This window comes from Loktanella sp. F6476L, assembly GCF_023015725.1.
Lineage (GTDB): Bacteria > Pseudomonadota > Alphaproteobacteria > Rhodobacterales > Rhodobacteraceae > Yoonia.
In genome coordinates this window covers 544,196-567,382 of sequence record NZ_JALKAR010000001.1, presented here as the reverse complement: position 1 = coordinate 567,382, position 23,187 = coordinate 544,196, and the positions used below count along the sequence as shown (strand labels likewise).

The window sequence follows — 23,187 nt, the reverse complement described above, 5'->3', positions numbered from 1 at the left end:
GCATTGACACCAATGCACAGGCCGTAATGATAGCGATATGCGCTATTCGCTGAATTCTTCGTCATTTCTGGCTGATCCGACATCGCAACTCACACACATGCGGGACGATGCGCCACTTGTACGCGCAAAGATACCTTTGTTAGGTGAAGTTTGGGTAACGACCAATGATCAAACCGCCCGCAACGTTCTAAAGAAGACCGACCTATTTGTCCGGAACCCTAAACCGATCACCGGACGCGGTCTTGATGCGTCGGTTTGGTGGTTACCGAAGTTTATGAAACCCTTGCTGCGCAACATGCTTGGCGCGGACGGGGCGGATCACAAACGGTTGCGCGGCTTGGTCGATCAGGCCTTTGCGCGTCACCAGATCGCCGATATGGAACCTGAACTGACGGACATAGCGGATGGCCTGCTTGCAGGTTTAGACACGCAGGGGCCCGTCGATATCCTGTCCAGTTACGCCCGTCCGCTTCCATTGATGGCGATTTGCATTTTGCTGGGTATTGATCCGGCAGACCGCGCCCGTATCGCGCATTGGATTGCGCCCATATCGGGGCCCGTCAACGGCATGACCCTGCTGCTCGCCCTGCCAAGCCTACGTCGCTTGATGCAGTACTTCCGCGACGCATTCGCAGCGCAACGCATATCGCCCCGCCCCGGACTAATATCCGAACTGGTTGCCGCAGAGGCCGCAGGCGACAGACTGGACGACGACGAATTGCTGGCGATGGTGTTCACACTGTTCGTGGCGGGTCACGAAACGACCGTCCACCTGATCACCATGACCATTCTCAGCATACTTACACGGCCAGACGCACGGGCAGCCGTCCGCGATACCCCCGACGCCCTGCCCCTGCTAATCGAAGAAGTCATGCGCCACGATTCACCAGTGATGCTGACGAAGCCGCATTTCGTCGCCCGCAACGTCGCTTTTGAAGGGGTCCAATTGCGCAAAGGCAACACCGTCATGCCGCTCCTGATCGCAGCCAACCGTGATCCTGACCGTTTTGATGACGCCGATACGTTTCAGCCACGTCGCCAACCCAATGCTCACATCGGTTTTGGGCACGGACCACATGTCTGTTTGGGGATGCAGTTGGCACGGGCGGAAGCGCGGATCGCAATCACACAGCTATTCACTCGCTTTCCGGAAACCGTCTTGGCTGTGCCGGATAGTTCCCCATCCTATACAACAAGGACGGGGATACATGGTTTAACGGACTTGCGCGTCCTATTGCGTTAGCCTTCGCCTTTCAGGCCAGCTGCCGCAATTCCGGCCATCGCCGCTTCAAGATCGTTGTCGCTTGTGTCGCCTGTAACACCCACAGCGCCGATCACAGCACCATCGTCACCGCGCACAATCACGCCGCCCGGCACAGGCACAACCGCGCCACCAAAGGCACCATTCACAGCGTTCATGAAATACGCCTGCTGTTCGGCGCGTGCCATCTGGGCAGAGCCCGTCATCCCCAGCATCACGCAGCCGTAGGCCTTGCCGTGGGCAATCGCAAAACGACCCGGTGCAGCGCCATCTTCACGCTCAAATGCTTTGACGTGACCGCCCGCATCCAACACGACAACAGACAGCGACTTCAGACCCATTTCACGGCCCTTCGCGATGGTTTGCGCAATGATCACGCGTGCGTTTTCAATCGAAATCTCAGCCATTTGCAGGCTCCTTTAGATGAGTGTGTTAGGCTTGCGCTTTAAATTCTTGGCGGCGGCGGTGCAGGACTGGTTCCGTATAGCCAGACGGCTGCACACGGCCTTGGAACACCAGATCACAGGCCGCTTGGAAGGCCACCGTGTCAAAGTTCGGGGCCATCGGAATGTAGCTCGGGTCGTTCGCGTTCTGACGATCAACGACTTCGGCCATTTTCTGCATACCCGCCATCACCTGTTCTTGGCTTACCACATCATGGTGCAGCCAGTTTGCCAGCGCCTGCGATGAAATCCGGCAGGTCGCGCGGTCTTCCATCAGGCCCACATCGTTGATGTCAGGCACCTTGGAACAACCAACACCGGCATCGACCCAGCGCACAACATAGCCAAGGATCCCTTGCGCGTTGTTCTCAATCTCGCGGGTGATTTCGTCCTCGGACCAGCTCGCACCGCGTGCCACAGGAATTGTCAGCAGATCATCAAGCGTGCCACGGGCACCGCCTGCTTTGATCTCGTTCTGGCGATCAAGCACACCGATTTTGTGGTAATGCGTGGCGTGCAGCGTCGCAGCCGTTGGTGACGGCACCCACGCACAGTTCGCACCTGACATCGGGTGGCCGACCTTGGCTTCCAGCATCTCGGCCATACGATCAGGCATCGCCCACATCCCCTTACCGATCTGCGCCTTTCCCTGCAGGCCACAGGCCAGACCGATATCAACGTTGCGGTCTTCATAGGCGTTGATCCAAGCAGACGATTTCATCTCGCCCTTCGGCACCATTGGCCCCGCTTCCATAGAAGTATGGATTTCATCGCCGGTCCGGTCCAAGAAACCAGTGTTGATGAACGCGACCCGCGATTTCGCAGCGCGGATACATTCCTTCAAGTTGGCGGACGTCCGGCGTTCTTCGTCCATGATCCCCAGTTTCACAGTGTTCGCAGGCAGCGACAGCGCATTTTCAACAGCTGTGAAAATCTCGTCAGCGAAAGCCACTTCTTCGGGGCCATGCATCTTCGGCTTCACGACATAAACAGAACCGGTAATCGTGTTCCCGCCCTGACGGCGCAGATCGTGAATCGCGATCATCGTCGTGATCATCGCATCCATCAGCCCTTCACCAGCTTCATTGCCGTCGCGGTCCAGAATAGCGGGGTTCGTCATCAGATGACCCACGTTGCGGATCAGCATCAATGCGCGACCCTTGTAGCGGATTTCCTGACCCTTCTTACCCGTGAAACCAATGTCGTCATTCAGGACACGTTCAAACGTCTCGCCGCCTTTTGTCACAGTCTCGGACAAGGTGCCCTGCATAAGACCCAGCCAGTTAGCATAAGCGACAACTTTGTCCTCACCATCCACAGCGGCAACTGAATCTTCGCAGTCCATAATCACCGACAACGCGCTTTCCAGCATGATGTCCGCAATACCCGCTTTGTCGGTTTTACCGATGTTGGATTCCGGATCAATGATCACACCAATCAACAGACCGTTGGCGCGCAGAAATACATCCGTCAGACCGTTGTCGTCAGCATTGCCGCCCACAAACTGGTTCGGGTCTTTCAGCGCAGGCACAAGGTTGCCGTTGTCCACAGACAGCCCGTCGATATCCGCCCAAGACCCTTCGGCCAGCGGTGCCACATCGTCCAGATGCTTACGACCCCATGCAATCGCTTTCGCGCCATGTTCAGCGTCATAGCCACCTTTCGGTGCGGTGCTGCCCAGCGCGTCAGTGCCGTAAAGCGCATCGTACAAGCTGCCCCACCGCGCATTCGCAGCGTTCAGCGCAAACCGCGCATTCATGATCGGCACAACCAACTGCGGACCAGGCACGGCTGCGATTTCAGGATCAACGTTCGTGGTTTCGATTTCAAAGTCCGGCCCTTCCGGCACCAGATAACCAATGTCCGTCAGAAACGCTTTGTACGCGACCGGATCATGGTCCTGACCGCGGTTCGCGACGTGCCAACCATCGATTTGTTCCTGAATTTCGGCCCGTTTTTCCAGTAAAGCGCGGTTCTTCGGGCCCATCTCATGAATCAGGCCCGACAATCCGGCCCAGAACGTATGCGGGGCAATGCCTGTATCTGGCAACGCTTTTTGTTCAATAAAATCAGCAAGGACAGGGTCAACTTGCAATTCATCACGTGTCACATAAACAGTCATAATCGGGCCTTTCAGTACAAATTGAGTATCCGCAGCACGGCTTTCATCACCATTAGAACAAAAGTTTCCTATAGGCAACAAATCTGGTAAAATCTTTTGACCAATCCTTCATTTGGCCCGCCGACACCGGTCAGAACAGTAGCGGACCTCGTCCCAAACCGTTGCCCATTTCTTGCGCCATGTGAACGGTTTCTCGCACACGATACATATTTTCTGGGGTAAATCAGATTTCTTGCGCATCTTTGCCAATGGTCTGCCTTTCGCTTGCAGTTCGGGGGCGGGTTCCCAATAGTTAGATCAACCCTGCGTATCATAAAGGCTGCCCCATGAAAGATTCCGCGCCGTCCGTCATCTATCTGGAAGACTATACACCGCCCGCCTATCTGATCGACGATGTTCACCTGACCTTCCATCTCCACCCAACCCAGACCCGCGTGATCAGCCGTATCGCGTTCCAACCTAATCCGGATGCGACCGACAAGACCTTCTATCTACACGGCACAGAGTTGAACTTGGTCTCCGCCAAAATAGACGGCACGCCTGTCGATCCCACGCTTACTGACGACGGCCTGACCTGCGACGCCCCCGACGCCCCGTTCATCTGGGAAGCAGAGGTCACGATATCGCCGGAAACCAACACCGCGCTTGAAGGGCTCTATATGTCCGGCGGCATGTACTGCACCCAATGCGAAGCCGAAGGGTTTCGCAAAATCACCTACTACCCCGACCGCCCCGACGTGATGGCCGTCTTCACCGTGCGGATCGAAGGCGACTATCCTGTCCTACTGTCCAACGGCAATCCGCAGGCGTCCGGCGACGGCTGGGCCGAATGGCACGATCCGTGGCCTAAACCTGCGTACCTTTTCGCACTGGTCGCAGGCAATCTGGTGGCGCATCCGGGGTCCTTTACAACAATGTCAGGCCGCAAAGTCGCATTGAACATCTACGTGCGCCCGGGGGCTGATGAAGACAAATGCGCTTTCGGGATGGGTGCACTGCAACGGTCGATGAAATGGGACGAAGATGTTTACGGCCGTGAATACGACTTGGACATTTTCAACATCGTGGCCGTCGATGACTTCAATATGGGGGCAATGGAAAACAAGGGATTGAACATTTTCAACTCCAGCTGCGTTCTCGCATCGCCCACCACATCCACAGATGCAGACTTTGAACGGATCGAAGCGATCATCGCCCACGAATACTTTCACAACTGGACAGGCAACCGGATCACCTGCCGCGACTGGTTCCAGCTTTGCCTAAAAGAAGGTCTGACCGTCTACCGCGACCAACAGTTCACCGCCGACATGCGATCCGCCCCCGTCAAACGGATTGACGACGCGATCACACTGCGCGCAGCACAGTTTCGCGAAGATGCAGGACCACTGGCGCACCCGCCCCGCCCGTCTAGCTTTTCCGAGATCAACAACTTCTACACAGCGACCGTCTACGAAAAAGGGGCAGAGATCATCGGCATGCTGCATACCCTCGCGGGTGACACGGGCTACAAAGCAGCGCTTGACCTGTATTTCGACCGCCACGACGGCGACGCGGCCACCATCGAAGATTTCCGCGCTTGTTTCGAACAGGCGATGGATACGGACCTTACGCAGTTCACACGCTGGTGGACCGATCCCGGCACGCCCCATGTCACCGTCACCGAAGAATGGAACGACGGCACCCTGACCTTACACCTGTCGCAATCCATTGACGCGCTTGGTCGCATCGATTGGCCCGCCCGCGTTATCCCATTGCGCTACGCGTTGATCGGCCAAGACGGGGCTGAAATGCAGGCTGAACAACTACTGATCCTCGACGATACGGTCAAAACTGTTGTCATCGCGGGGCTTCCTGCCCGACCGATCCTATCGATCAATCGTGGCTTCACAGCCCCCATCACACTGTCACAAACGCAATCGGACGCGGATCGGGCGCTTTTACTTGCGCATGACAGTGATCCCTTCAACCGCTGGGACGCGGGCCGGAAACTGGTGTCCGACGTTCTATGCCGGATGGTGATGCACGAAACAGCACCAGATACGCGCTACCTTGATGCAATGCGCGTGGCCGTGCGGGACAACGATCTTGATCCAGCCTACCGCGCGTTCCTTTTGTCATTCCCAAGCCAAGCCGAAACAGCCCAAGCGCTGCATATGCAGGGGGTCATACCTGATCCGGATGCAATCCATCTGGCCCACCAAACACTCAGGCAGGCTTTAGCAGAACATCTACAGGACCACCTTGCCGCGCTCTATGCGGCGATGACTGTTGATGGAGACTACAGCCCTGATGCTGGACCAGCGGGCAAACGCGATTTGGGGAACGCGGTCTTGGGTCTTATTTCGCGGCTTGATGGCGGCAAACAAGCGGCCCAGCAATTCGCAACCGCAGACAACATGACGCAACAAATCAGCGCGCTGTCGGCATTGCTGTGGAACGGGCACGAAACAACGCAGCTGGCAGCATTTGCAGACCAATGGTCCGACGACCGTCTGGTCATGGACAAATGGTTCGGCCTCCAAGTGGCGCTGAGCGCACCGGAAGACACAGTCGCGACGGTCAAAGCCTTGGCCGCCCACCCCGACTTCAACGAAAAGAACCCAAACCGGTTCCGTGCAGTCTTTGGCGCCTTTGCGCGGCACGCCGCCGGTTTCCATCGCGCGGACGGCAGCGGTTATGCGCTGCTTGCGGATTGGCTGATCAAACTAGACGCGATCAATCCGCAAACAACCGCGCGGGTGGTCACGGCCTTTGATAGCTTCAAACGTTATGATGCGGGGCGTCAGGACAAAATGAAGGCGGCGCTCAACCGGATCGCAGCGACACCAAACCTGTCCGGCGACACACGCGAAATGGTGGCACGTATCCTCGATACGGCGTAGATCGCCCATCTCCGTGATCTGTCATTTGCCTGTTACGGTTGCACCACATGGTGCATCCCATGAGACATCGCATTGATCCCCTGATCCACGAACGCGCCCCTTGGCTGGGGCGCAACACCGCACTGACGCAAATCGCACAACAGTCGCTTGATCATCTACTTGGGTACGGCGAAACCGTCGCCTTGGCCGAAAAGCTGGAAAACGCATCTGCGGCTGACGTGATGCACACAATGGGAAAGATGCTGTCCCAACACGTGACAGCAACGGGTCTGGGTCATATCCCCGCAGATGGTCCCGCATTGATCGTGGCAAACCACCCGACGGGCATCGCGGACGGCATCATACTGCACCACCTGATTGCGCAAAGACGACCGGACACCTATTTCTTCGCGAACAAAGACATTCTGCGTGTTCTACCGCAAATGGACGACATGATCTGCCCCGTTGAATGGCGGCTCGAAAAACGCAGCCGCACATCTGCGCGCGAAACGATGCAATACGTCCGCAAAGCAACGGATGCGGGCAGGCTCGGCGTGATCTTCCCGTCAGGGCGGCTGGCCAAACGGCGCGGCCTGCGCCTATGGGAACGTCCATGGATGGCGTCAGCAGCAATGCTCGCACGCAAATTCGACCTGCCCGTCGTGCCCGTGAACATCCGCGCCCGCAATTCAGCGCTGTTCTACCTCTTCGACCGCATCCACCCGACACTGCGCGACATCACGTTGTTCCACGAGACATTGAACAAGCACAAACAGCCGTTCCAAGTCACGGTCGGTCCGCACATCCAAGGCCGCACGCTACCGAAATCAGCCGACGACGGCATCGCCGTGCTGCGGGATGCCACGTTGTTACTCGGCGAAAAGCCGACGCCAGAAATTGATATGATGGCCGTGACCCGACCGCTTTTGTCGCGTCTAGGCTAAGCGTCGGAGCCTCCGGCGGGGATATTTAAGACCAAAAGAAGCACGCACAACGCCAAGCGCGGCAGGTCTTACCCGTTCGCAGGCGCTGTCATAGTGGACACGGTCACGTCCCAATTACCCGCGGGACGTGCCTGTGGACGGATGTTGACCTGCGGCTTGCAGTAACTTTGGCGGTTAGTCCAAGCGGCCATTTCCGAAATCTTGCTGCGGTTCGACATCGGGCCCCAATCCGCAGCAATGCCGCGCCAACGGCTATCGCGCACAGCAATCGCGTTATCGCGAGCGACCGTCACGTTCATGATACGGGCCGCGCAGGACAGGTTATCCTCGGGGTCCTTCAACGCCTCGCCCGTGCGGGCGAAGCAGCCATAGCGGCGTGCCGTATCCGGATAGATTTGCAGCAGACCAAACCACAGGTTTCCGCCACCCACGGCACGCGGATTATACGTGCTTTCGTGCTTCGCCAAAGCCGACATGACACCCACCCAAAACGCACGGCGCTGTTCGGGTCCGTTTTCGACGTAAGCAGGACACCACGTGTTGATATCGCGCGGAACAAGTGATTCGAGCCCATCACCATGCCCGCTGATCGCCGTCATCGCAGCACGGGTCCACAGATCGGACCCTTCTTTATGGGTCCACCGCGTGTTCGGCAAAAAGCTGGATCGCGCGACAGGGCGCACGCCGGGTTCACCCGTTTCCACTATGGCCGGATACCGGATCATGTGGGCAGGACGGGCCTGCACACGAAACCCTGCAAGGCGATCTGCAACGGCCTCGGCCTGCAAAGTCGCAGCATCATCGCGTGAGAAGGGTCTGACAGGTGTGTCGGCCATGGCAGCGGCCCCCACACAAATCGCCAAAATCCCCCCCAGAAGTGTCTTGGCATTCATCATGGCGCAAAATTTGCCTTGTGCACGTGTATGAATGCAAGAGGAATTTCAGATGCAGGCTGCGCTTTGCCCAAAACGGAGCGACACCTCGACGACGGCCATGCGGACGAAGGGTGAATTCGCTGTAGTTGCGCCTATGTCCGCATTAGCGCGAGGGAAAGGCCTAGGATTATTGTGACAAACGGACCGCGGCACCCTGTGTTTCGAGGATTTCCCACGTTTTGTAGGCCGCGATGAAAACTTGGAACTGCGTGCCAACGCCTCGCCATGCTTGAATAGCGTTATGCGTTAGCCCTTGCCCCCTATCTTCGTTTGAGACACCGTCAAAATGACGTACCCAAGGTAGGGCGAGGTCATGGCTTTGTCGCGGAGACATCCCCTTCAATCCAACGATACAGCCGCTCTTGCCTCCAACTTCTCCTAGTTGAACCACAACCTCGGTTTCCGGTTCAATGAGAATAACGGCCCGAATTTCCTCAATGTCTCTTTCCGGATCTTCGAATACAGCTTCGACATAGCCCGCCTGTCGAAACATCGACTCTCGAAGATCCCATGCAAAGCTGTTTGAAGTTCTCAGGCATATATCGACGGCTTTGCGCGCCTCACTCATATTCTCTTCGGCAGCATCAAAATAGCTGATTAGCTCTTCGTCGACAGCAGGTGCGCAAGCTGAGAGCATTAGCGAACACATAATACATTTCGCTTTATTTCGATCCATTTGCCGCTACTTTCGCTTCAGTATTCCTGAAATGAGACATGACATGATAGTGGGAAGTTGTGTCAAGGCGGCTCGGTGCTTTGGGCCGCTCAGAACCCTGTAAGCCGACCTTGGTTCAATGCGCAGCATCAAGCAGAATGGGCTCCCACCCGCCATTCATCTCACCAACAAAACACCCAAATCCCCGCATCCTCTTGTCCCTGCCTGCCCCCTGTCTTAGAACGCAGCAACACCCTGACGGAGAGACCCCATGTTGGACCTGACATACGACACCCCTGCCCCCAAAGTTATCGCTGGTGCGAAGCATGATTGGGAGCTTGTGATCGGCCTTGAAGTCCACGCGCAGGTAGCGACGAAAGCGAAACTGTTTTCCGGCGCATCCACACTTTTCGGCGCAGAGCCGAACAGCAACGTGGCCTTCGTGGACGCAGGCATGCCCGGCATGTTGCCCGTCATCAACGAAGAATGCGTCGCACAAGCTGTGCGCACGGGGTTGGGTCTGAAAGCCGAGATCAATTTGTTCTCTGCCTTCGACCGGAAGAACTACTTCTACCCTGATCTCCCGCAGGGCTACCAGATTTCCCAGCTTTACCACCCGATTGTCGGCGAAGGTGAAGTCTTGGTCGAACTCGGTGACGGCACAGCCCGTAACGTGCGCGTCGAACGCATCCACCTTGAACAAGACGCTGGTAAATCTGTGCACGACATGGACCCGAACATGTCCTTCGTGGACCTGAACCGGACCGGCGTGGCGCTGATGGAAATCGTGTCCCGCCCCGACATCCGTGGGCCGGAAGAAGCGGCTGCTTATGTGTCTAAACTGCGCCAGATCCTGCGCTACCTTGGCACCTGCGACGGCAACATGCAAAACGGCAACCTGCGAGCTGACGTGAACGTGTCGATCTGCCGTCCGGGCCAGTACGAGAAATACATGGAAACGCAGGACTTTAGCCACCTCGGCACTCGCTGCGAAATCAAGAACATGAACTCCATGCGGTTTATCCAAGCCGCCATTGACGTCGAAGCCCGCCGTCAGATCGCCCTCGTCGAGGACGGCAAAGAGGTTGTGCAGGAAACACGTCTCTACGATCCTGACAAGAACGAAACACGGTCCATGCGGTCAAAGGAAGAAGCACACGATTACCGCTACTTCCCCGATCCGGACCTGCTGCCGCTCGAGATCGAACAGGATTGGGTTGATGATCTGGCGTCTAAATTGCCAGAACTGCCAGACGCCAAGAAATCCCGTTTCATGACTGACTTCGGCCTGTCTGACTACGACGCCTCCGTGCTGACCGCCGACGTGACCAACGCGGCGTTCTTTGAAGCCGTGGCAGAAGGCCGCGACGGCAAACTGGCAGCGAACTGGGTGATCAACGAACTCTTTGGTCGCCTGAAGAAAGACGACAAAGACGTCACCGAAAGCCCGATTTCAGCGGCACGTTTGGGCCAGATTGTCGGCCTGATCAAATCCGACAAGATCAGCGGCAAGATCGCCAAAGACGTGTTCGAAATCGCCTACACCTCCGACCGCGACCCCGAAGAAATCGTCGCGACCGAAGGCATGGAACAAGTCACAGACACAGGCGCTATCGAAGCAGCCGTGGACGAGATCATCGCCGCCAACCCCGCGCAGGTCGAAAAAGCCAAAGTGAACCCGAAGCTGGTCGGCTTCTTCGTCGGCCAAGTCATGAAGGCGACGGGCGGCAAAGCAAACCCTGCGGCGGTGAACAAATTAGTGAGCGAAAAGTTGGGGTTGTAGCTTCGCGCTATAATTGCATTTCTCCTTCTCAGAGCCTAACGTTAACTGGTACTTACCGAGTTAGGCGACATGGACAACCGTACGAGAGCATTAAACCAAGCAGTCTCAATCGACGGTTGGATAAGCAAGTTTGACGACAACGGCACTGCGACCGTGCACGCTGATATTGTTTTTCGAAAAGGCACGTTTGGCGAAAATTCCGATGACAAAGTGCGCTTTAAGGTTGCGCTCAAGCGTGCCGAGATTGTTTTGCGGGTTCCCCATCTTGAACCTGTAAAAGTAATCAAACGAACGATCGCGCGAACGGTGACATCCCCGACTGGCATAATAACGTCAAAAGACGTTCAAAAGCATGCCGGTAAAGTTGGGGTTAGTGGAATATTCGGACAAAATCCCAGCATAGATATCGCAGCGTCTGGCAACATAGAAAAGTCAAAGGAAACGACGACTGAATCCAAGGTCGCGTTGAAACGCTTTCTCGAGCAGCACTTCGTGACAGACGACGATCATGCTGGGTGGGAACTCAAAATTCATCCAGATGTGGATGACAGGTACCTTTCTGGAAGTCCTTGGGATGCGGTTGAGGCGCCGCGATTAAACCTTAAACACCAAACTGGTGAAGCGCCTGACGCGACAAACGTCGTAATAGAAATTCGGTGCGCACGCGAAGATATCGAAATCCTCGACCTCGAAGACAAAGATCCCGCAGCTCAAGCATTATTCCGGAAAAAGAACAACAGAAATGCAAACCTAGCGGCGGCCGAACAGTTGATTAAGGCCGAATTGTTCAAAGCAGGTTTTCTCGATGTGCCGGACCTCGACGAAAAACATAGCCGCATTCTCATCGCAGATAAGATCATTTTGGTGGACGAGGCGTGAGCGATTGGCAAACCAAACTGCTTGCCATTCTACACGCCGATACTGATGATCTAGGCGAGCTTGCCAAGATTGCCGGTACTGATCCGCGCACATTCTACCGAGGCGCGAATTTCCGCGATGCGGATCTTACCAAACAGAACCTCCTCAATTACGATCTTTCCGATAGCCAAATCGAACGTGCAGAAATTACCGACGGCGTGAGGGCGATATTGGATCTCAAGCAAGAACTGTCCAGATCGCATTCACCCCCCGCCGAAATAGCGAGGCTTAAGGTGGAACTAGCGTTTGCATTGACCGACGAAGGCAGAAGAACCGACAACGCCGCCCTATTTCACGAATCCATCGTGCTCGGCGAAGCCGCGATGTCAAACTATACGGCCCATGAGGCTCCGCATCCTCGATCCGTCATCATGGGCCTAACCAGCGATAACTATGAGGAACTTGCTTGGCGTGCACCGAAAAAAGCACGTTCGGTTCTATTTGATAAAGCTATTGAAGTACAGCGGCAGTCAGTCGATCTCATCAGGACCGAACTGTTTCAACCGACGTGGGCCAAAATGCAACTGCGCTTGGCGAAAAAATTGCTCAATGCAGCGACAACAGCATATACGCGTTCCAGTACTTTGATGACCGAAACTATAGGTGTCTGCCTTGAGGCTCTGACGATATATACGCCGATTGAATTTCCAAGAGAAAGAGCTGACACGCAGCATGTTATGGCACAGGCATTGCTGGGTCTGGGCGAGCGCAGAAAAAGTTCGAGCGGACGACAACAATTGATAGAAGCAACCGTCGCGTGTAACAACGCGCTTTCTACTCTTGATCGCACAACGTCCCCATTTGAATGGGCAGGCGTCATGCAAACACGAGCCGAGGCATCACATACACTCTCGCAACGAACTTTGGGCAAAGATGCCGACCACCACAGGCAGATGGCCTTAGATTCGATTGATGACGCTCTGAAGATTTTTGCACGAGAACGGGAATTAATGCAACGCACTCAAGCCACGAAATTGCGTGACGTTATCCTCGCCCACACATAGCCGCCTCTTGGCCAATCATCTTTGCGCTGCTATAGACCCCGCAGTCTATCAAGGGTCGCAGAATGACGTATGAATATGCAGTGGTGCCTGCACCGAAAAAAGGCCTCAAGGCCCGTGGTGTGAAATCCACCGAAGATCGTTTTGCCTATGCCCTGCAAACCATCATGAACGAATACGGGGCCGAAGGGTGGGAATATGTCCGCACCGATACGCTCCCGTCCGAAGAACGGTCTGGCCTGACGGGCCGCACAACCGTTTTCCAGAACATGATGGTATTCCGCAAGCCGCTGGCCGCCGCAGCACCCGATGCGGAGCCTAAACCTGCCGCGTTACTCGCGCCGCCGGAACCCACTCCGCCGACATCACCAGCCGCGCCAGACGTCGCACCTGCGCCGCCTGCGGTGCCAACCCCAGCGCCGGATCACATGATGAAGGTTGACGGGGCCGCCGACCAAGGCCGGACAGAGCCGCCCTTGAAATCCGACTGATCAGCGGAACGAAATCGCCAATGCATGCAGCCTGTTGATGATGTCAGGCCCCAGCGCCGCGTGCACTGCGCGGTGCCGTGCGATGCGCGTTTTGTCTGCCAAATCAGGCGCATCCAGCACGATCTTCCAGTGGCTTTCACCGGACCCATCATCGCCTGCGTGACCCGCATGCAGATGGCTTTCGTTGATCACCTCGAACGACGCCGGATTCAGCTTCGTTTTGATCGCGTCAATTATTTCGACTTCAAGCCCCATTATTTTGCACCTAACCTCTTCTATCCTGCACCCAAAGGTTTATTGTCTGCACCTCGATGAGACAAGGAGTCGCGTGACATGAAGAAAGATGATCCGTTTGGTTTTGATATGTCCGTCTCCAGCGCGAAGAAGAAAAATCCGCGCGGCCGACGGGGGATGTCAGGGGCATCAGAGACATCGCAACGCGTTTGCGAACATGAAGGCTGCCAAGAGCAGGCCAAATTCCGTGCGCCAAAGTCACCCGACACAATGGATGACTATTTCTGGTTCTGCCAAGAACACGTGCGGGAATACAATCTAAAGTGGAACTTCTTTGACGGCACGTCCGAGGCTGAATTGATGGCCCAGCAGGCCAAAGACAAAGTTTGGGAACGGCCAACAAAGCCGTTCAAACGGTCCGAAGAAGAACGGGCTTGGGCACGACTGGGGGTTGATGATCCGCATCAGGTGCTGGGCCAGAACGCAACCCAGAACCCGGGGCGTAACGCGAAACTGGGCAGCACACGCCGCCTACCGCCAACCGAACGCCGTGCGATCGAAATTCTGGAAGCCAAGGACACCCAGTCCAAGCCACAGATTCGCAAGCAATACAAAGCGTTGATCAAGGTTCTTCATCCCGACATGAATGGCGGGGACCGGAGCCAAGAAGAACAATTGTCCGAAGTCGTTTGGGCATGGGATCAGATCAAGGCCAGCAAACATTTCCGCGAGAAAGACTAAGACGGAAAAGACCAAGACATCGGGCCGCATTCAGCGGCCCTTTTTCTTGGGCGGTTACGCTGAAAACTGACCCGACCGGAAGATGCTGTCGCGCTCTTGCCGCCATTGCCCCAACAACCCATGCGCGCACATCAACATGCCTAGCCAGATCAGGCCAAGACTTGGGTAGGCAACGATCAACATGATCAACTGGAACGGGCCGAACATGGTCCCGTAAAACGGCAAAATCAAAGTGCCGGCAATCACCGATCCAATACCGCTGGTGATAAATGCGCCGATCAGCGCCGACGCCCAACCTCTCGCACCTTCGTGGCCGAACCAGCGTTCATAACAGGCCCAAAGCCCGCTCGCGCCCCCAATGCAGCCTGCAAGTAATGTCCAATAGGTAATCGCAGTTGATATCCGGCTTTCGGATGATGTCTCAGACAGGTGCATGACCGCAACGCAAGAAAGCGTAGCCCCCAAAATAGAGGTGCCGATCATCGCAAAAATAAAACTTCGTTCGCCGCGACTAATTTGCGACAAAATTGATTGTACAGCCAATCGAATAACTCCAAGGCAATTGGTGTTCTCAAACTGTACAAATGTGACCTTAAGTTGGCGAAGGTACTGAAAAATCCGACCAGTCTGCATTTTCCGTTGGGGCCAGTACAATTCATGGTCTCAAATGCGCCACCCTTCCCCTTGCGAACCCCTGCATTATGTTGCATCCCGACAGGACAGAGACGCGCGATTTTGGAAGGCAAGATATTATGGCCGACGGCACAATGGAAACACCAGTAAAACCAACCGAAGAGATTTCTGTTCGCGAGGTGTTTGGCATCGATTCCGACATGAAGGTCAAAGGTTTTGCCGAAAAAACTGACCGCGTGCCTGAAATCGACAGCACATATAAATTTGACCCTGATACGACATTGGCGATCCTCGCAGGCTTTGGCTACAACCGCCGCGTAATGATCCAAGGGTACCACGGGACTGGTAAATCAACGCACATCGAACAAGTCGCGGCCCGTCTGAACTGGCCGTCTGTACGTGTCAACCTTGATAGCCACATTTCGCGGATCGACCTGATCGGTAAAGACGCGATCAAACTGCGCGACGGTGTGCAGGTAACAGAATTCCACGAAGGCATCCTGCCATGGGCGCTGCGCAACCCTGTTGCGATCGTATTTGATGAATACGATGCGGGTCGTGCGGACGTGATGTTTGTGATCCAGCGCGTGCTGGAAACCGATGGTAAACTGACGCTGATGGATCAGAACAAGATCATCACGCCGCACCCGTCCTTCCGCCTCTTCGCAACTGCCAACACTGTCGGTCTGGGTGATACAACTGGTCTTTACCACGGCACGCAGCAGATCAACCAAGCGCAAATGGACCGTTGGTCCCTTGTCGCGACGCTCAACTACCTCAGCCACGACGCGGAAGCAGCAATCGTGTTGTCAAAGTCACCGCACTTTAACACTGCAGACGGTCGCAAGCAAATTTCACAGATGGTGACAGTCGCGGACCTGACACGAACAGCGTTCATGAACGGCGATCTGTCGACAGTGATGTCACCTCGGACTGTTCTGGCTTGGGCCGAAAACACACGCATCTTCCAAGACGTTGGCTACGCATTCCGCCTGTCCTTCTTGAACAAATGCGACGAACTCGAACGCCAAACAGTCGCCGAATTCTACCAGCGCTGCTTCGACGAAGAACTGCCAGAATCAGCGGCCAGCATGTCGTTGGGTTAAACCGCTGGCATTATCGAAATTCTCAAAGGCGGGGCTATGTGTCCCGCCTTTTGCGTTTCCCCACCTTTTCCGATGACACGTCCATTCCATAAAATTGTCCATTTTTCCGACTAAGACCGTTTGCAAATTAACAAACGATCTAACGAGGCACAGAAAATGAAGATGATTATTGGCGCTGAACTGCCCGACGGTTACACACCCGGCCACAACGACTTGGCCGCTACGTCTGCCAGCTTGATGGCCCATGCCCTTTTGCCATTGTTTATCGACAACATGCCGGAAGACGCGGCAAAAGCGAATGTCGAAGGCATTGTCATGGAACTGGCTTACCTCTTTGACGATGGTGAGATTGAAATGGGTGGCAAGACATACCGCCCGCGTTTGTCCTTCGTTGATGAAGCTGGCCAAACCCTCGCCGGTGCAGCAGAATTGAACACGATGCACGACCTCGCATCAGAGCCGTTCAACCTTGCTCCGGAAGCGCAGATCAGCTTCGAAGAACCGGAATACGACGAATAACGGCACAGCCATAAGGGGTACCGCCCCCCTTTTGCGCACCTATCCTTTGGTAAAAGTTTATTTTCTGATCAGTTGACTGGCGCAAAAAGCCGGTCAATGCTGCATCTATGGGCGGTTTGAAAAGATTAGCATGCCTCGTGATGGTGACAGCAACCCCGCTTGCGGCTTTCAACGGAACGGCAGATCAGCAGCTTCATTTCTTTGCAAGCTGCGCAGGCCGATTGTCGGCGACCATGGAACACCAGTGGAACCACGACACAGCCTCTGCTGATCAAACCAAGTCCTACCGCACTGAAATGATTGATCTTGTCACAGCCGTGATGCCCGCAGATCGGGGCCGCGACGTGCTACTGATGCGGGTCGAAGCCAAACATGCCCAAGCCCGCCTGCTGCGCCGGACCGTGATCAACCGCGATCCGGTCGACGCTGATTGGGCATTATCGCGGGCCGAAGCGATGCTGCGCGAATGCACCAGCGTGCTGATGTCGGCCTCCGCAGACTAAGCGATATTTTACAAGACGCTGCCATGGCATCCGCGTCACAAATCCTATATTCAAAAGACAACTCTTATCCGGATGTCTTGTGCCATGACCAAACAAAACGACAACCCAGCTGATCCGTTCAAAAAAGCGCTGGCTGAAGCGACGAAAGTCATGGCCAATGACGCCGAACTTGCGGTCACCTATTCCGTTGATCCTGCAGGACAAACGGCGGAAACGATCCGTCTACCGCAGGTCTCGCGGCGTATGACCCGCGACGAAGTTTTGCTGGCACGCGGCACGGCAGACGCATTCGCGCTGCGTCACAAATTCCACGACCCGAAAACCGCGGCGCGTTACATGCCGCAGGGCCAAATGGCCCGCGATCTTTACGACGCCATGGAAACCGCACGGATCGAAGCTGTCGGTGCGCAGCACATGCCCGGCACCGCAGGCAACATCGACGCCAAAATCGGCAATGAAGCGATGCGCAAAGGCTATGACCAAGTCAAAGACACAGCCTCTGCGCCCCTATCCGTCGCGGCAGGCTACCTGATCCGGCATCTCGCCACGGGTCGTGACCTGCCTGAAGGCGCGGACAACGTCATGAACCAATGGCGCGGATTTATCGAAGAACAAGCGGGCGGGACGCTCGAAAACCTGACCGATATGCTTGAGGATCAAAAAGCCTTCGCAAAATTCGCACGTCAGATGATTGCCGATCTCGGCTACGCCGATCAATTGGGCGACGACCCCGATCAGATCGACGACAACCAAGAAGACGAAGCCGAAGAAGGCGCAGACGACAACCAAGACGAACCTGACAGCACAGGCGACGACGAAAGCGAAGGCGACGAAGCTGAAGCATCGCCAGAGCAGACGCAGGAAGACCAACAAGACGCGTCGCAAGCCGAAGTGTCGATGGACGACCAAGCCGACGCCGAAATGGGCGAAGAAACCGAAATGCCCGACGGCGAAGCGCCGCTTGAACCGCCTGCCCCGCAGCCGGTGTCCGCCGCCGACCCCGAATACCGCGTCTATTCGGACGCCGACGACGAAGAAATTCGGGCCGAAGATCTGGCAGAACCGATCGAGCTGGAACGTCTGCGCGCATACCTCGACCAGCAGCTTGAACCGCTGAAAGGTGCCGTGTCGCGTCTTGCCAACAAACTGCAACGCCGTCTGCAAGCCCAGCAAAACCGGTCATGGGAATTCGACCTTGAGGAAGGCACGCTTGATGCAGGCCGTCTTGCCCGAGTTGTCGCCAATCCAACAACACCGCTGTCGTTCAAACAGGAAAAAGACACCGAATTCCGCGATACCTGCGTGACACTGCTGCTGGATAACTCAGGCTCCATGCGCGGCCGCCCGATTTCCATCGCCGCGATCTGTGCCGACGTGATGGCGCGGACGCTGGAACGCTGCCAAGTGAAAGTTGAAATTCTTGGTTTCACAACAAAGGCTTGGAAAGGTGGGCTTGCCCGCGAAAAATGGCTGAACGACGGACGCCCTGCCACGCCCGGACGCCTGAACGACCTGCGCCACATCATCTACAAACAAGCTGACGCGCCTTGGCGGCGTGCGCGGCCGAACCTTGGTCTGATGATGAAAGAAGGGCTGTTGAAGGAAAACATCGACGGTGAAGCGCTGGAATGGGCGCACCGCCGGATGCTGGCGCGTCATGAACAGCGCAAGATTTTGATGGTGATTTCAGATGGTGCGCCGGTGGATGACAGCACCTTGTCTGTGAACCCTGCCAACTATCTGGAAAAACACCTACGTGACGTGATTGCGATGGTCGAAAAGCAAAAAGCGGTCGAATTGATCGCCGTCGGCATCGGCCACGACGTGACACGTTACTACGAACGCGCGGTCACAATCACCGATGTGGAACAATTGGCGGGTGCTATGACGGAACAGCTCGCCAGTCTGTTCGACACTGACCCGCGTAAACGCGCCCGTGTCATGGGGATGCGCAAAGCGGGGTAGTCGTTCTTTGCGAAAGAAATTGGGGGCCAGCCCCCAAACCCCCGAGATATTTCAGACCAAAAGAAGATAAGGACCGCCCCATGTTTCAGACTTTTGAAGCATCATCGACGCCGGAACAGGGGCTCGCACGGCTTGCGGCGTTACGGGCAGCCTTGCCCGCGTTTGGTGTTGACGGGGTTTTGGTGCCGCGCGCCGATGCGCACCAAGGCGAATATGTGGCCCCGCGTGACGCACGTCTGGAATGGTTGACCGGTTTTACTGGGTCTGCGGGTTTCTGTGCCGTTTTGCCTGATGTGGCGGGTGTTTTCATTGATGGCCGGTATCGTTTGCAAGTCCAGGATCAGGTGGCCGATGTTTTCACACCAGTCCACTGGCCGGAAATCCAATTAGCCAACTGGTTGAAGGACAACCTGTCTGGATCTGCCGTGATTGGGTTTGATCCGTGGTTGCACACGATGACTGAAATCGCGGCACTACGGGACGCATTGGACGGCACGGACATCACACCGCGACCAATTGCAAATCCGGTGGATCAAATCTGGGCGGACCAACCTGCCCCACCGATGGCCCCGTTCACCGCCCATCCCGATAATTTTGCTGGCGAAAGTCACGCCGCGAAACGGGCGCGTGTAGCCCAAACGCTAAAGGCAGACGCCTGCATCCTGACCTTGCCGGACAGTATCGCGTGGCTTTTGAACATCCGTGGCACTGACATCGAACGCAACCCTGTGCCACACGCATTTGCGGTCCTACGGTCCGACGGAACCGTCGACCTGTTTGCCCGCAGCGGCAAAGCAGATGGCATCAAAGATCACCTCGGATCTGATGTGATTTTGCACGTTTGGGACGATTTCGGAAAGGTCATCGCGGCGCTTGACGGTGCCGTGCAGATTGACCCCAAGTCCTGCCCGTACGCCGTCAAACAACTGCTTGGCGATGCGCCGCTCGTCGAACAGCCCGATCCATGCGCGCTGCCCAAGGCACGCAAAAACGCCGTTGAAATCCAAGGGTCACGAGATGCCCATCTGCGTGACGGCGCTGCGATGGTCCGTTTTCTGGCGTGGCTGGATCGCGAATCTCCTGCGGGCGGATTGACAGAAATTGACGTCGTCAAAGCGCTCGAAGGTTTTCGTCGCGACACCAACGCGCTGCGCGATATTTCGTTTGAAACCATTTCCGGGGCTGGTCCGAACGGAGCCATCGTTCATTATCGGGTCAGCGACAAAACCAACCGTGCGGTGAAACCATCAGAGCTTTTGCTCGTCGATTCAGGTGGCCAGTACCAAGACGGCACCACCGATATCACGCGCACGATGATCGTTGGCACACCTGCGCAAGATCACATCGATTGCTACACCCGCGTTCTGCGCGGCATGGTGGCGGTTTCAATGGCCCGTTTTCCAAAAGGTGTCGCAGGATCGCATCTGGATGCGCTTGCCCGCACGCCGCTTTGGCAGGCCGGCTTGGATTACGACCACGGCACCGGCCACGGTGTTGGAAGCTACCTGAGCGTCCACGAAGGCCCGCAAGGCATATCGCGGCGTAGCACGATCCCGCTTGAGCCGGGCATGATCGTATCAAATGAACCCGGATATTACCGCGAAGGTGCTTTTGGTATCCGGATCGAAAACCTTATTGTCGTGCAAGACGCGCCCCAAATCGCGGGCGGCGATGATCGCGCGATGTTGTCATTTGAAACACTGACCTATGCGCCGTTTGATCGCCGCTTGATTGATACAGGCGCGCTCACACCCGACGAACGTCGCTGGATTGATCGCTACCATGCTGATACGTTGCGGCTTCTGGCAGATCGGATCGACGGACCGGCCCTTGATTGGTTAAAAGCGGCCTGCGCCCCACTTGCTGCAGACCGCCCCGCATAATGCAATTGTAGCAGTGCCCGACGAGGCCCTGCCGACTATTTTGAAAGGACTATTCACATGGCTCATCAAATGACCATTTCACCAGCCGAGGGGACGTGGGTCGTCCGCGTCGCAGGTGCTGTTCTTGGCGAAACCACATCTGCGCTTATGCTGACCGAAGGCGATTACGATCCCGTCATCTATTTTCCGCGCGACAGCATTGCGATGGCGTTCCTCGAGCCATCAGACACCACAACTGTCTGCCCGCATAAAGGCACGGCCACGTATTTCGCGATTGAAGCGAAAAGCGGCACGCTTGCCGACGCGGTCTGGACCTACGAAAACCCGCTCGATGGCGCGAAACAGATCGCGGGCTATCTGGCTTTTCAGGGCGACAAGGTCACCATTGAACAGGTCTAAGGTCTGATATCGCGGCGTGGATTTGGGATTTTGCAGATCCCAGGCCTTCGGCGAGGATATAGAGAACGTCAAAGAAGCAGGGTGCCGCGCGAGAATGTCTTAGGAATGTTCTTCCGCCGCCGTCGCCGATAGTGCTTTGTTCATCGCTTTCAGCGCATCAACTTGGAACAGCGCCCCCCACAATTCGGGCGGCGCGTCTTCGTCTGCAATTGTCACGACCGGAATGAAGACCTGATTGCCTGCTTCGAATATTGGCATGGCTTGTTCCAAGGTCGCATTCCCGTCGATATAGACGCCCTCGCGGATCAGTGCCCAGCAACTTTCGGTGTCTGCACTGCCTTGGCTGTCAGCTTTGCGCATGACATTGGCGACCATGAAGGTGGCGAGCAGATAGGCTTGCGGCCCCGCTGCCAGATGCACGTTGCGCCGTTCCAGCTGTGTCAGGAAGAAAGACCGATCCACCAGTTTGGACGAAATAGCTGTCGACATGGACACAGCCACCATCACGGCCAGACCTGTTTGCCAGTCACCTGTTAATTCAAACACAATCAATGACGTCGAGATCGGCGCACCCAACACAGCGGCCGCCACGGCCCCCATCCCTGCCAGCGCGTACAGCGATCCTTCACCGGACACGTTCGGGAAAATGCTTGTCGCGACGATCCCGAAAGCCAACCCCGCCAAAGACCCCACCATCAGCGCCGGCGAAAACACCCCGCCGCCCATGCGTCCGCCCATCGTGATCGCAACGGCGACGACCTTTACGACCGCGATCATCACCGCCATCCCAAAGGTCAGATTGCCCGAAAGCGCCTGTGTCGTCGTCTCGTACCCAACCCCGATAATTTGTGGGAATTCGACGGCCAGCAGGCCCAATAACACGCCTGCGATTGCAGGACGCAAATAGCCGGGCAGTTTCGTTTGGGTCTGGAAATGGTTCGCCAAATCCTCTGTCCAGAAAATCGCACGCATCAGCACAACTGCAATCCCGCCGCACATGAGGCCCAGCAACAAGAACGCTGGCAATTCAACATAGAAGTTCAGCGCGTTTTGGGCAGGCAGCACAAATTCTGTCACATCCCCAAAAGCCAATCGGTTGATGACTGTCCCCGCCACAGACGCAATCACGATTGGCGCAAAGGCGTGAACCGCAAAGTGACGCAGCACGATTTCCAGCGCGAATAACGCCCCCGCGATCGGCGTGTTAAAGCTGGCGGAAACAGCCGCCGCCACCGCACATCCTAACAAATCACGGCCTGTGATCCCGTCGGCGCGAATGAACCGGCACACCACGGTCGAAATCACCGCAGCCATGTGGACCACAGGACCTTCACGCCCCGTGGATCCGCCCGACGACAAGGTCACCATACTGGCCAAGGCGGACGCAATCCCGCGCCGGACCTGCACCCGACCTTCGTTCAGCGCCGCCCCTTCGATCACGTCAGCGACCGACCGTGATCTACCGTCATCTGTGAAGAAATGCAGGATCAGGCCAACCAACAACCCGCCAAACGCGGGGATCAATATGATGTGAATCCAGTGCAACCGCGTGGCCAAGGAATGCAGCCGACTGACGTCTTCCGCCTGATACAAAAACGATTGGAGCCAATCGACGCCAAGCCGAAACCCGAGCGCTGCAAAACCTGCCCCAATCCCAACGAACAGCGCGATGAACCAGAACTGAACCTGCGACGGTCCTTCACGTTTGATCGTGACGAGACCGCTCTGGGCCATGCCGCACCATTTGGTCCAACTTTCGGACAGAAACTGGGAAACAGGCGACGACATGG

The 23,187-nt window shown here is 56.1% G+C and carries 22 protein-coding genes; 14 read left to right on the top strand and 8 right to left on the bottom strand.

What is annotated here, in order from left to right; all coding sequences use genetic code 11:
- Positions 1 to 37: 37 nt before the first annotated feature.
- A complete protein-coding gene (locus MWU61_RS02895) occupies positions 38 to 1,243 on the top strand; it encodes a cytochrome P450 (protein WP_247126659.1) in 1,206 nt (401 codons plus the stop codon).
- Here the strand turns inward: MWU61_RS02895 and MWU61_RS02890 are convergent.
- The 3 genes from MWU61_RS02890 to MWU61_RS02880 form a co-directional block, all read right to left on the bottom strand.
- Positions 1,240 to 1,668, bottom strand: coding sequence for a heme-binding protein (locus MWU61_RS02890; RefSeq protein ID WP_247126657.1), 429 nt, complete (start codon positions 1,666 to 1,668; stop codon positions 1,240 to 1,242). The genes MWU61_RS02895 and MWU61_RS02890 overlap by 4 nt on opposite strands.
- A gap of 25 nt (positions 1,669 to 1,693) precedes the next feature.
- Positions 1,694 to 3,826 carry a malate synthase G gene (locus tag MWU61_RS02885; RefSeq protein WP_247126655.1) on the bottom strand — a complete coding sequence of 711 codons (2,133 nt, stop codon included), beginning with the start codon at positions 3,824 to 3,826 and terminating at the stop codon, positions 1,694 to 1,696.
- Positions 3,827 to 3,934: 108 nt separating this feature from the next.
- Entirely contained in the window at positions 3,935 to 4,075 is a 141-nt protein-coding gene (locus MWU61_RS02880) for a DUF2256 domain-containing protein (protein ID WP_247126653.1), read from the bottom strand.
- 77 nt (positions 4,076 to 4,152) lie between these two features.
- Here MWU61_RS02880 and pepN point away from each other — a divergent pair, with 77 nt between their 5' ends.
- Both pepN and MWU61_RS02870 read left to right on the top strand, forming a co-directional pair.
- Positions 4,153 to 6,708 (top strand): aminopeptidase N, encoded by a 2,556-nt coding sequence (gene pepN / locus MWU61_RS02875; protein ID WP_247126651.1) that lies wholly within the window; start codon positions 4,153 to 4,155, stop codon positions 6,706 to 6,708.
- A gap of 59 nt (positions 6,709 to 6,767) precedes the next feature.
- Positions 6,768 to 7,631, top strand: coding sequence for a lysophospholipid acyltransferase family protein (locus tag MWU61_RS02870; protein ID WP_247126650.1), 864 nt, complete (start codon positions 6,768 to 6,770; stop codon positions 7,629 to 7,631).
- Between the two features lie 68 nt (positions 7,632 to 7,699).
- Here the strand turns inward: MWU61_RS02870 and MWU61_RS02865 are convergent, their stop codons facing one another.
- Together MWU61_RS02865 and MWU61_RS02860 are read right to left on the bottom strand one after the other, a co-directional pair.
- Positions 7,700 to 8,467 carry a transglycosylase SLT domain-containing protein gene (locus tag MWU61_RS02865; protein ID WP_247126648.1) on the bottom strand — a complete coding sequence of 256 codons (768 nt, stop codon included), beginning with the start codon at positions 8,465 to 8,467 and terminating at the stop codon, positions 7,700 to 7,702.
- A gap of 226 nt (positions 8,468 to 8,693) precedes the next feature.
- A complete protein-coding gene (locus MWU61_RS02860; protein ID WP_247126647.1) occupies positions 8,694 to 9,242 on the bottom strand; it encodes a hypothetical protein in 549 nt (182 codons plus the stop codon).
- A gap of 250 nt (positions 9,243 to 9,492) precedes the next feature.
- Between MWU61_RS02860 and gatB the strand changes: the two genes are divergently transcribed.
- The 4 genes from gatB (at position 9,493) to MWU61_RS02840 (ending at position 13,414) form a co-directional block, all read left to right on the top strand.
- A complete protein-coding gene (gatB, locus tag MWU61_RS02855; RefSeq protein ID WP_247126645.1) occupies positions 9,493 to 11,004 on the top strand; it encodes an Asp-tRNA(Asn)/Glu-tRNA(Gln) amidotransferase subunit GatB in 1,512 nt (503 codons plus the stop codon).
- A gap of 69 nt (positions 11,005 to 11,073) precedes the next feature.
- Positions 11,074 to 11,883, top strand: coding sequence for a hypothetical protein (locus MWU61_RS02850; RefSeq protein WP_247126643.1), 810 nt, complete (start codon positions 11,074 to 11,076; stop codon positions 11,881 to 11,883).
- Complete coding sequence (locus tag MWU61_RS02845; protein ID WP_247126641.1) at positions 11,880 to 12,926, top strand: hypothetical protein; 1,047 nt, start codon at positions 11,880 to 11,882, stop codon at positions 12,924 to 12,926. The genes MWU61_RS02850 and MWU61_RS02845 overlap by 4 nt, the downstream gene beginning before the upstream one ends.
- A gap of 62 nt (positions 12,927 to 12,988) precedes the next feature.
- Positions 12,989 to 13,414: a DUF4177 domain-containing protein gene (locus tag MWU61_RS02840; protein WP_247126639.1), complete on the top strand. Its 426-nt coding sequence runs from the start codon at positions 12,989 to 12,991 to the stop codon at positions 13,412 to 13,414.
- Here the strand turns inward: MWU61_RS02840 and MWU61_RS02835 are convergent, their stop codons facing one another.
- A complete protein-coding gene (locus MWU61_RS02835) occupies positions 13,415 to 13,669 on the bottom strand; it encodes a BolA family protein (protein WP_247126637.1) in 255 nt (84 codons plus the stop codon). It lies immediately after the preceding gene.
- Between the two features lie 78 nt (positions 13,670 to 13,747).
- On the opposite strand from MWU61_RS02835, the gene MWU61_RS02830 reads away from it, so the two are divergent.
- Positions 13,748 to 14,389, top strand: a complete 642-nt coding sequence (locus tag MWU61_RS02830; protein WP_247126635.1) for a J domain-containing protein — start codon at positions 13,748 to 13,750, stop codon at positions 14,387 to 14,389.
- 54 nt (positions 14,390 to 14,443) lie between these two features.
- Here MWU61_RS02830 and MWU61_RS02825 read toward each other — a convergent pair whose 3' ends face one another.
- Complete coding sequence (locus tag MWU61_RS02825; RefSeq protein ID WP_247126634.1) at positions 14,444 to 14,932, bottom strand: hypothetical protein; 489 nt, start codon at positions 14,930 to 14,932, stop codon at positions 14,444 to 14,446.
- A 209-nt stretch (positions 14,933 to 15,141) separates the two neighbouring features.
- Here MWU61_RS02825 and cobS point away from each other — a divergent pair, with 209 nt between their 5' ends.
- The 6 genes from cobS to MWU61_RS02795 all read left to right on the top strand — a co-directional run bounded on the left by cobS (position 15,142) and on the right by MWU61_RS02795 (position 21,397).
- Entirely contained in the window at positions 15,142 to 16,128 is a 987-nt protein-coding gene (gene cobS, locus MWU61_RS02820; protein WP_247126632.1) for a cobaltochelatase subunit CobS, read from the top strand.
- A gap of 156 nt (positions 16,129 to 16,284) precedes the next feature.
- A complete protein-coding gene (locus MWU61_RS02815; RefSeq protein ID WP_247126631.1) occupies positions 16,285 to 16,647 on the top strand; it encodes a hypothetical protein in 363 nt (120 codons plus the stop codon).
- Between the two features lie 140 nt (positions 16,648 to 16,787).
- A complete protein-coding gene (locus MWU61_RS02810) occupies positions 16,788 to 17,150 on the top strand; it encodes a hypothetical protein (RefSeq protein WP_247126629.1) in 363 nt (120 codons plus the stop codon).
- An 84-nt stretch (positions 17,151 to 17,234) separates the two neighbouring features.
- Complete coding sequence (gene cobT, locus MWU61_RS02805; RefSeq protein WP_247126627.1) at positions 17,235 to 19,115, top strand: cobaltochelatase subunit CobT; 1,881 nt, start codon at positions 17,235 to 17,237, stop codon at positions 19,113 to 19,115.
- A gap of 80 nt (positions 19,116 to 19,195) precedes the next feature.
- Positions 19,196 to 20,998, top strand: coding sequence for an aminopeptidase P family protein (locus MWU61_RS02800; protein WP_247126625.1), 1,803 nt, complete (start codon positions 19,196 to 19,198; stop codon positions 20,996 to 20,998).
- A 57-nt stretch (positions 20,999 to 21,055) separates the two neighbouring features.
- Positions 21,056 to 21,397, top strand: a complete 342-nt coding sequence (locus MWU61_RS02795; RefSeq protein ID WP_247126623.1) for a DUF427 domain-containing protein — start codon at positions 21,056 to 21,058, stop codon at positions 21,395 to 21,397.
- A 99-nt stretch (positions 21,398 to 21,496) separates the two neighbouring features.
- Here the strand turns inward: MWU61_RS02795 and MWU61_RS02790 are convergent, their stop codons facing one another.
- Positions 21,497 to 23,131: a chloride channel protein gene (locus MWU61_RS02790; RefSeq protein ID WP_247127204.1), complete on the bottom strand. Its 1,635-nt coding sequence runs from the start codon at positions 23,129 to 23,131 to the stop codon at positions 21,497 to 21,499.
- Positions 23,132 to 23,187 lie beyond the last annotated feature (56 nt).

Bases quoted from the DNA above. Each gene is read 5' to 3' on its own strand.
- MWU61_RS02840 (WP_247126639.1), top strand. From the start codon at position 12,989: ATGACGTATGAATATGCAGTGGTGCCTGCACCGAAAAAAGGCCTCAAG.
- MWU61_RS02835 (WP_247126637.1), bottom strand. From the start codon at position 13,669: ATGGGGCTTGAAGTCGAAATAATTGACGCGATCAAAACGAAGCTGAAT.
- cobT (WP_247126627.1), top strand. From the start codon at position 17,235: ATGACCAAACAAAACGACAACCCAGCTGATCCGTTCAAAAAAGCGCTG.
- MWU61_RS02810 (WP_247126629.1), top strand. From the start codon at position 16,788: ATGGTGACAGCAACCCCGCTTGCGGCTTTCAACGGAACGGCAGATCAG.
- MWU61_RS02790 (WP_247127204.1), bottom strand. From the start codon at position 23,131: ATGGCCCAGAGCGGTCTCGTCACGATCAAACGTGAAGGACCGTCGCAG.
- MWU61_RS02795 (WP_247126623.1), top strand. From the start codon at position 21,056: ATGGCTCATCAAATGACCATTTCACCAGCCGAGGGGACGTGGGTCGTC.
- MWU61_RS02865 (WP_247126648.1), bottom strand. From the start codon at position 8,467: ATGGCCGACACACCTGTCAGACCCTTCTCACGCGATGATGCTGCGACT.
- gatB (WP_247126645.1), top strand. From the start codon at position 9,493: ATGTTGGACCTGACATACGACACCCCTGCCCCCAAAGTTATCGCTGGT.
- MWU61_RS02815 (WP_247126631.1), top strand. From the start codon at position 16,285: ATGAAGATGATTATTGGCGCTGAACTGCCCGACGGTTACACACCCGGC.
- MWU61_RS02885 (WP_247126655.1), bottom strand. From the start codon at position 3,826: ATGACTGTTTATGTGACACGTGATGAATTGCAAGTTGACCCTGTCCTT.
- MWU61_RS02800 (WP_247126625.1), top strand. From the start codon at position 19,196: ATGTTTCAGACTTTTGAAGCATCATCGACGCCGGAACAGGGGCTCGCA.
- MWU61_RS02830 (WP_247126635.1), top strand. From the start codon at position 13,748: ATGAAGAAAGATGATCCGTTTGGTTTTGATATGTCCGTCTCCAGCGCG.
- MWU61_RS02890 (WP_247126657.1), bottom strand. From the start codon at position 1,668: ATGGCTGAGATTTCGATTGAAAACGCACGCGTGATCATTGCGCAAACC.
- pepN (WP_247126651.1), top strand. From the start codon at position 4,153: ATGAAAGATTCCGCGCCGTCCGTCATCTATCTGGAAGACTATACACCG.
- MWU61_RS02895 (WP_247126659.1), top strand. From the start codon at position 38: ATGCGCTATTCGCTGAATTCTTCGTCATTTCTGGCTGATCCGACATCG.
- MWU61_RS02870 (WP_247126650.1), top strand. From the start codon at position 6,768: ATGAGACATCGCATTGATCCCCTGATCCACGAACGCGCCCCTTGGCTG.
- MWU61_RS02860 (WP_247126647.1), bottom strand. From the start codon at position 9,242: ATGGATCGAAATAAAGCGAAATGTATTATGTGTTCGCTAATGCTCTCA.
- cobS (WP_247126632.1), top strand. From the start codon at position 15,142: ATGGCCGACGGCACAATGGAAACACCAGTAAAACCAACCGAAGAGATT.
- MWU61_RS02850 (WP_247126643.1), top strand. From the start codon at position 11,074: ATGGACAACCGTACGAGAGCATTAAACCAAGCAGTCTCAATCGACGGT.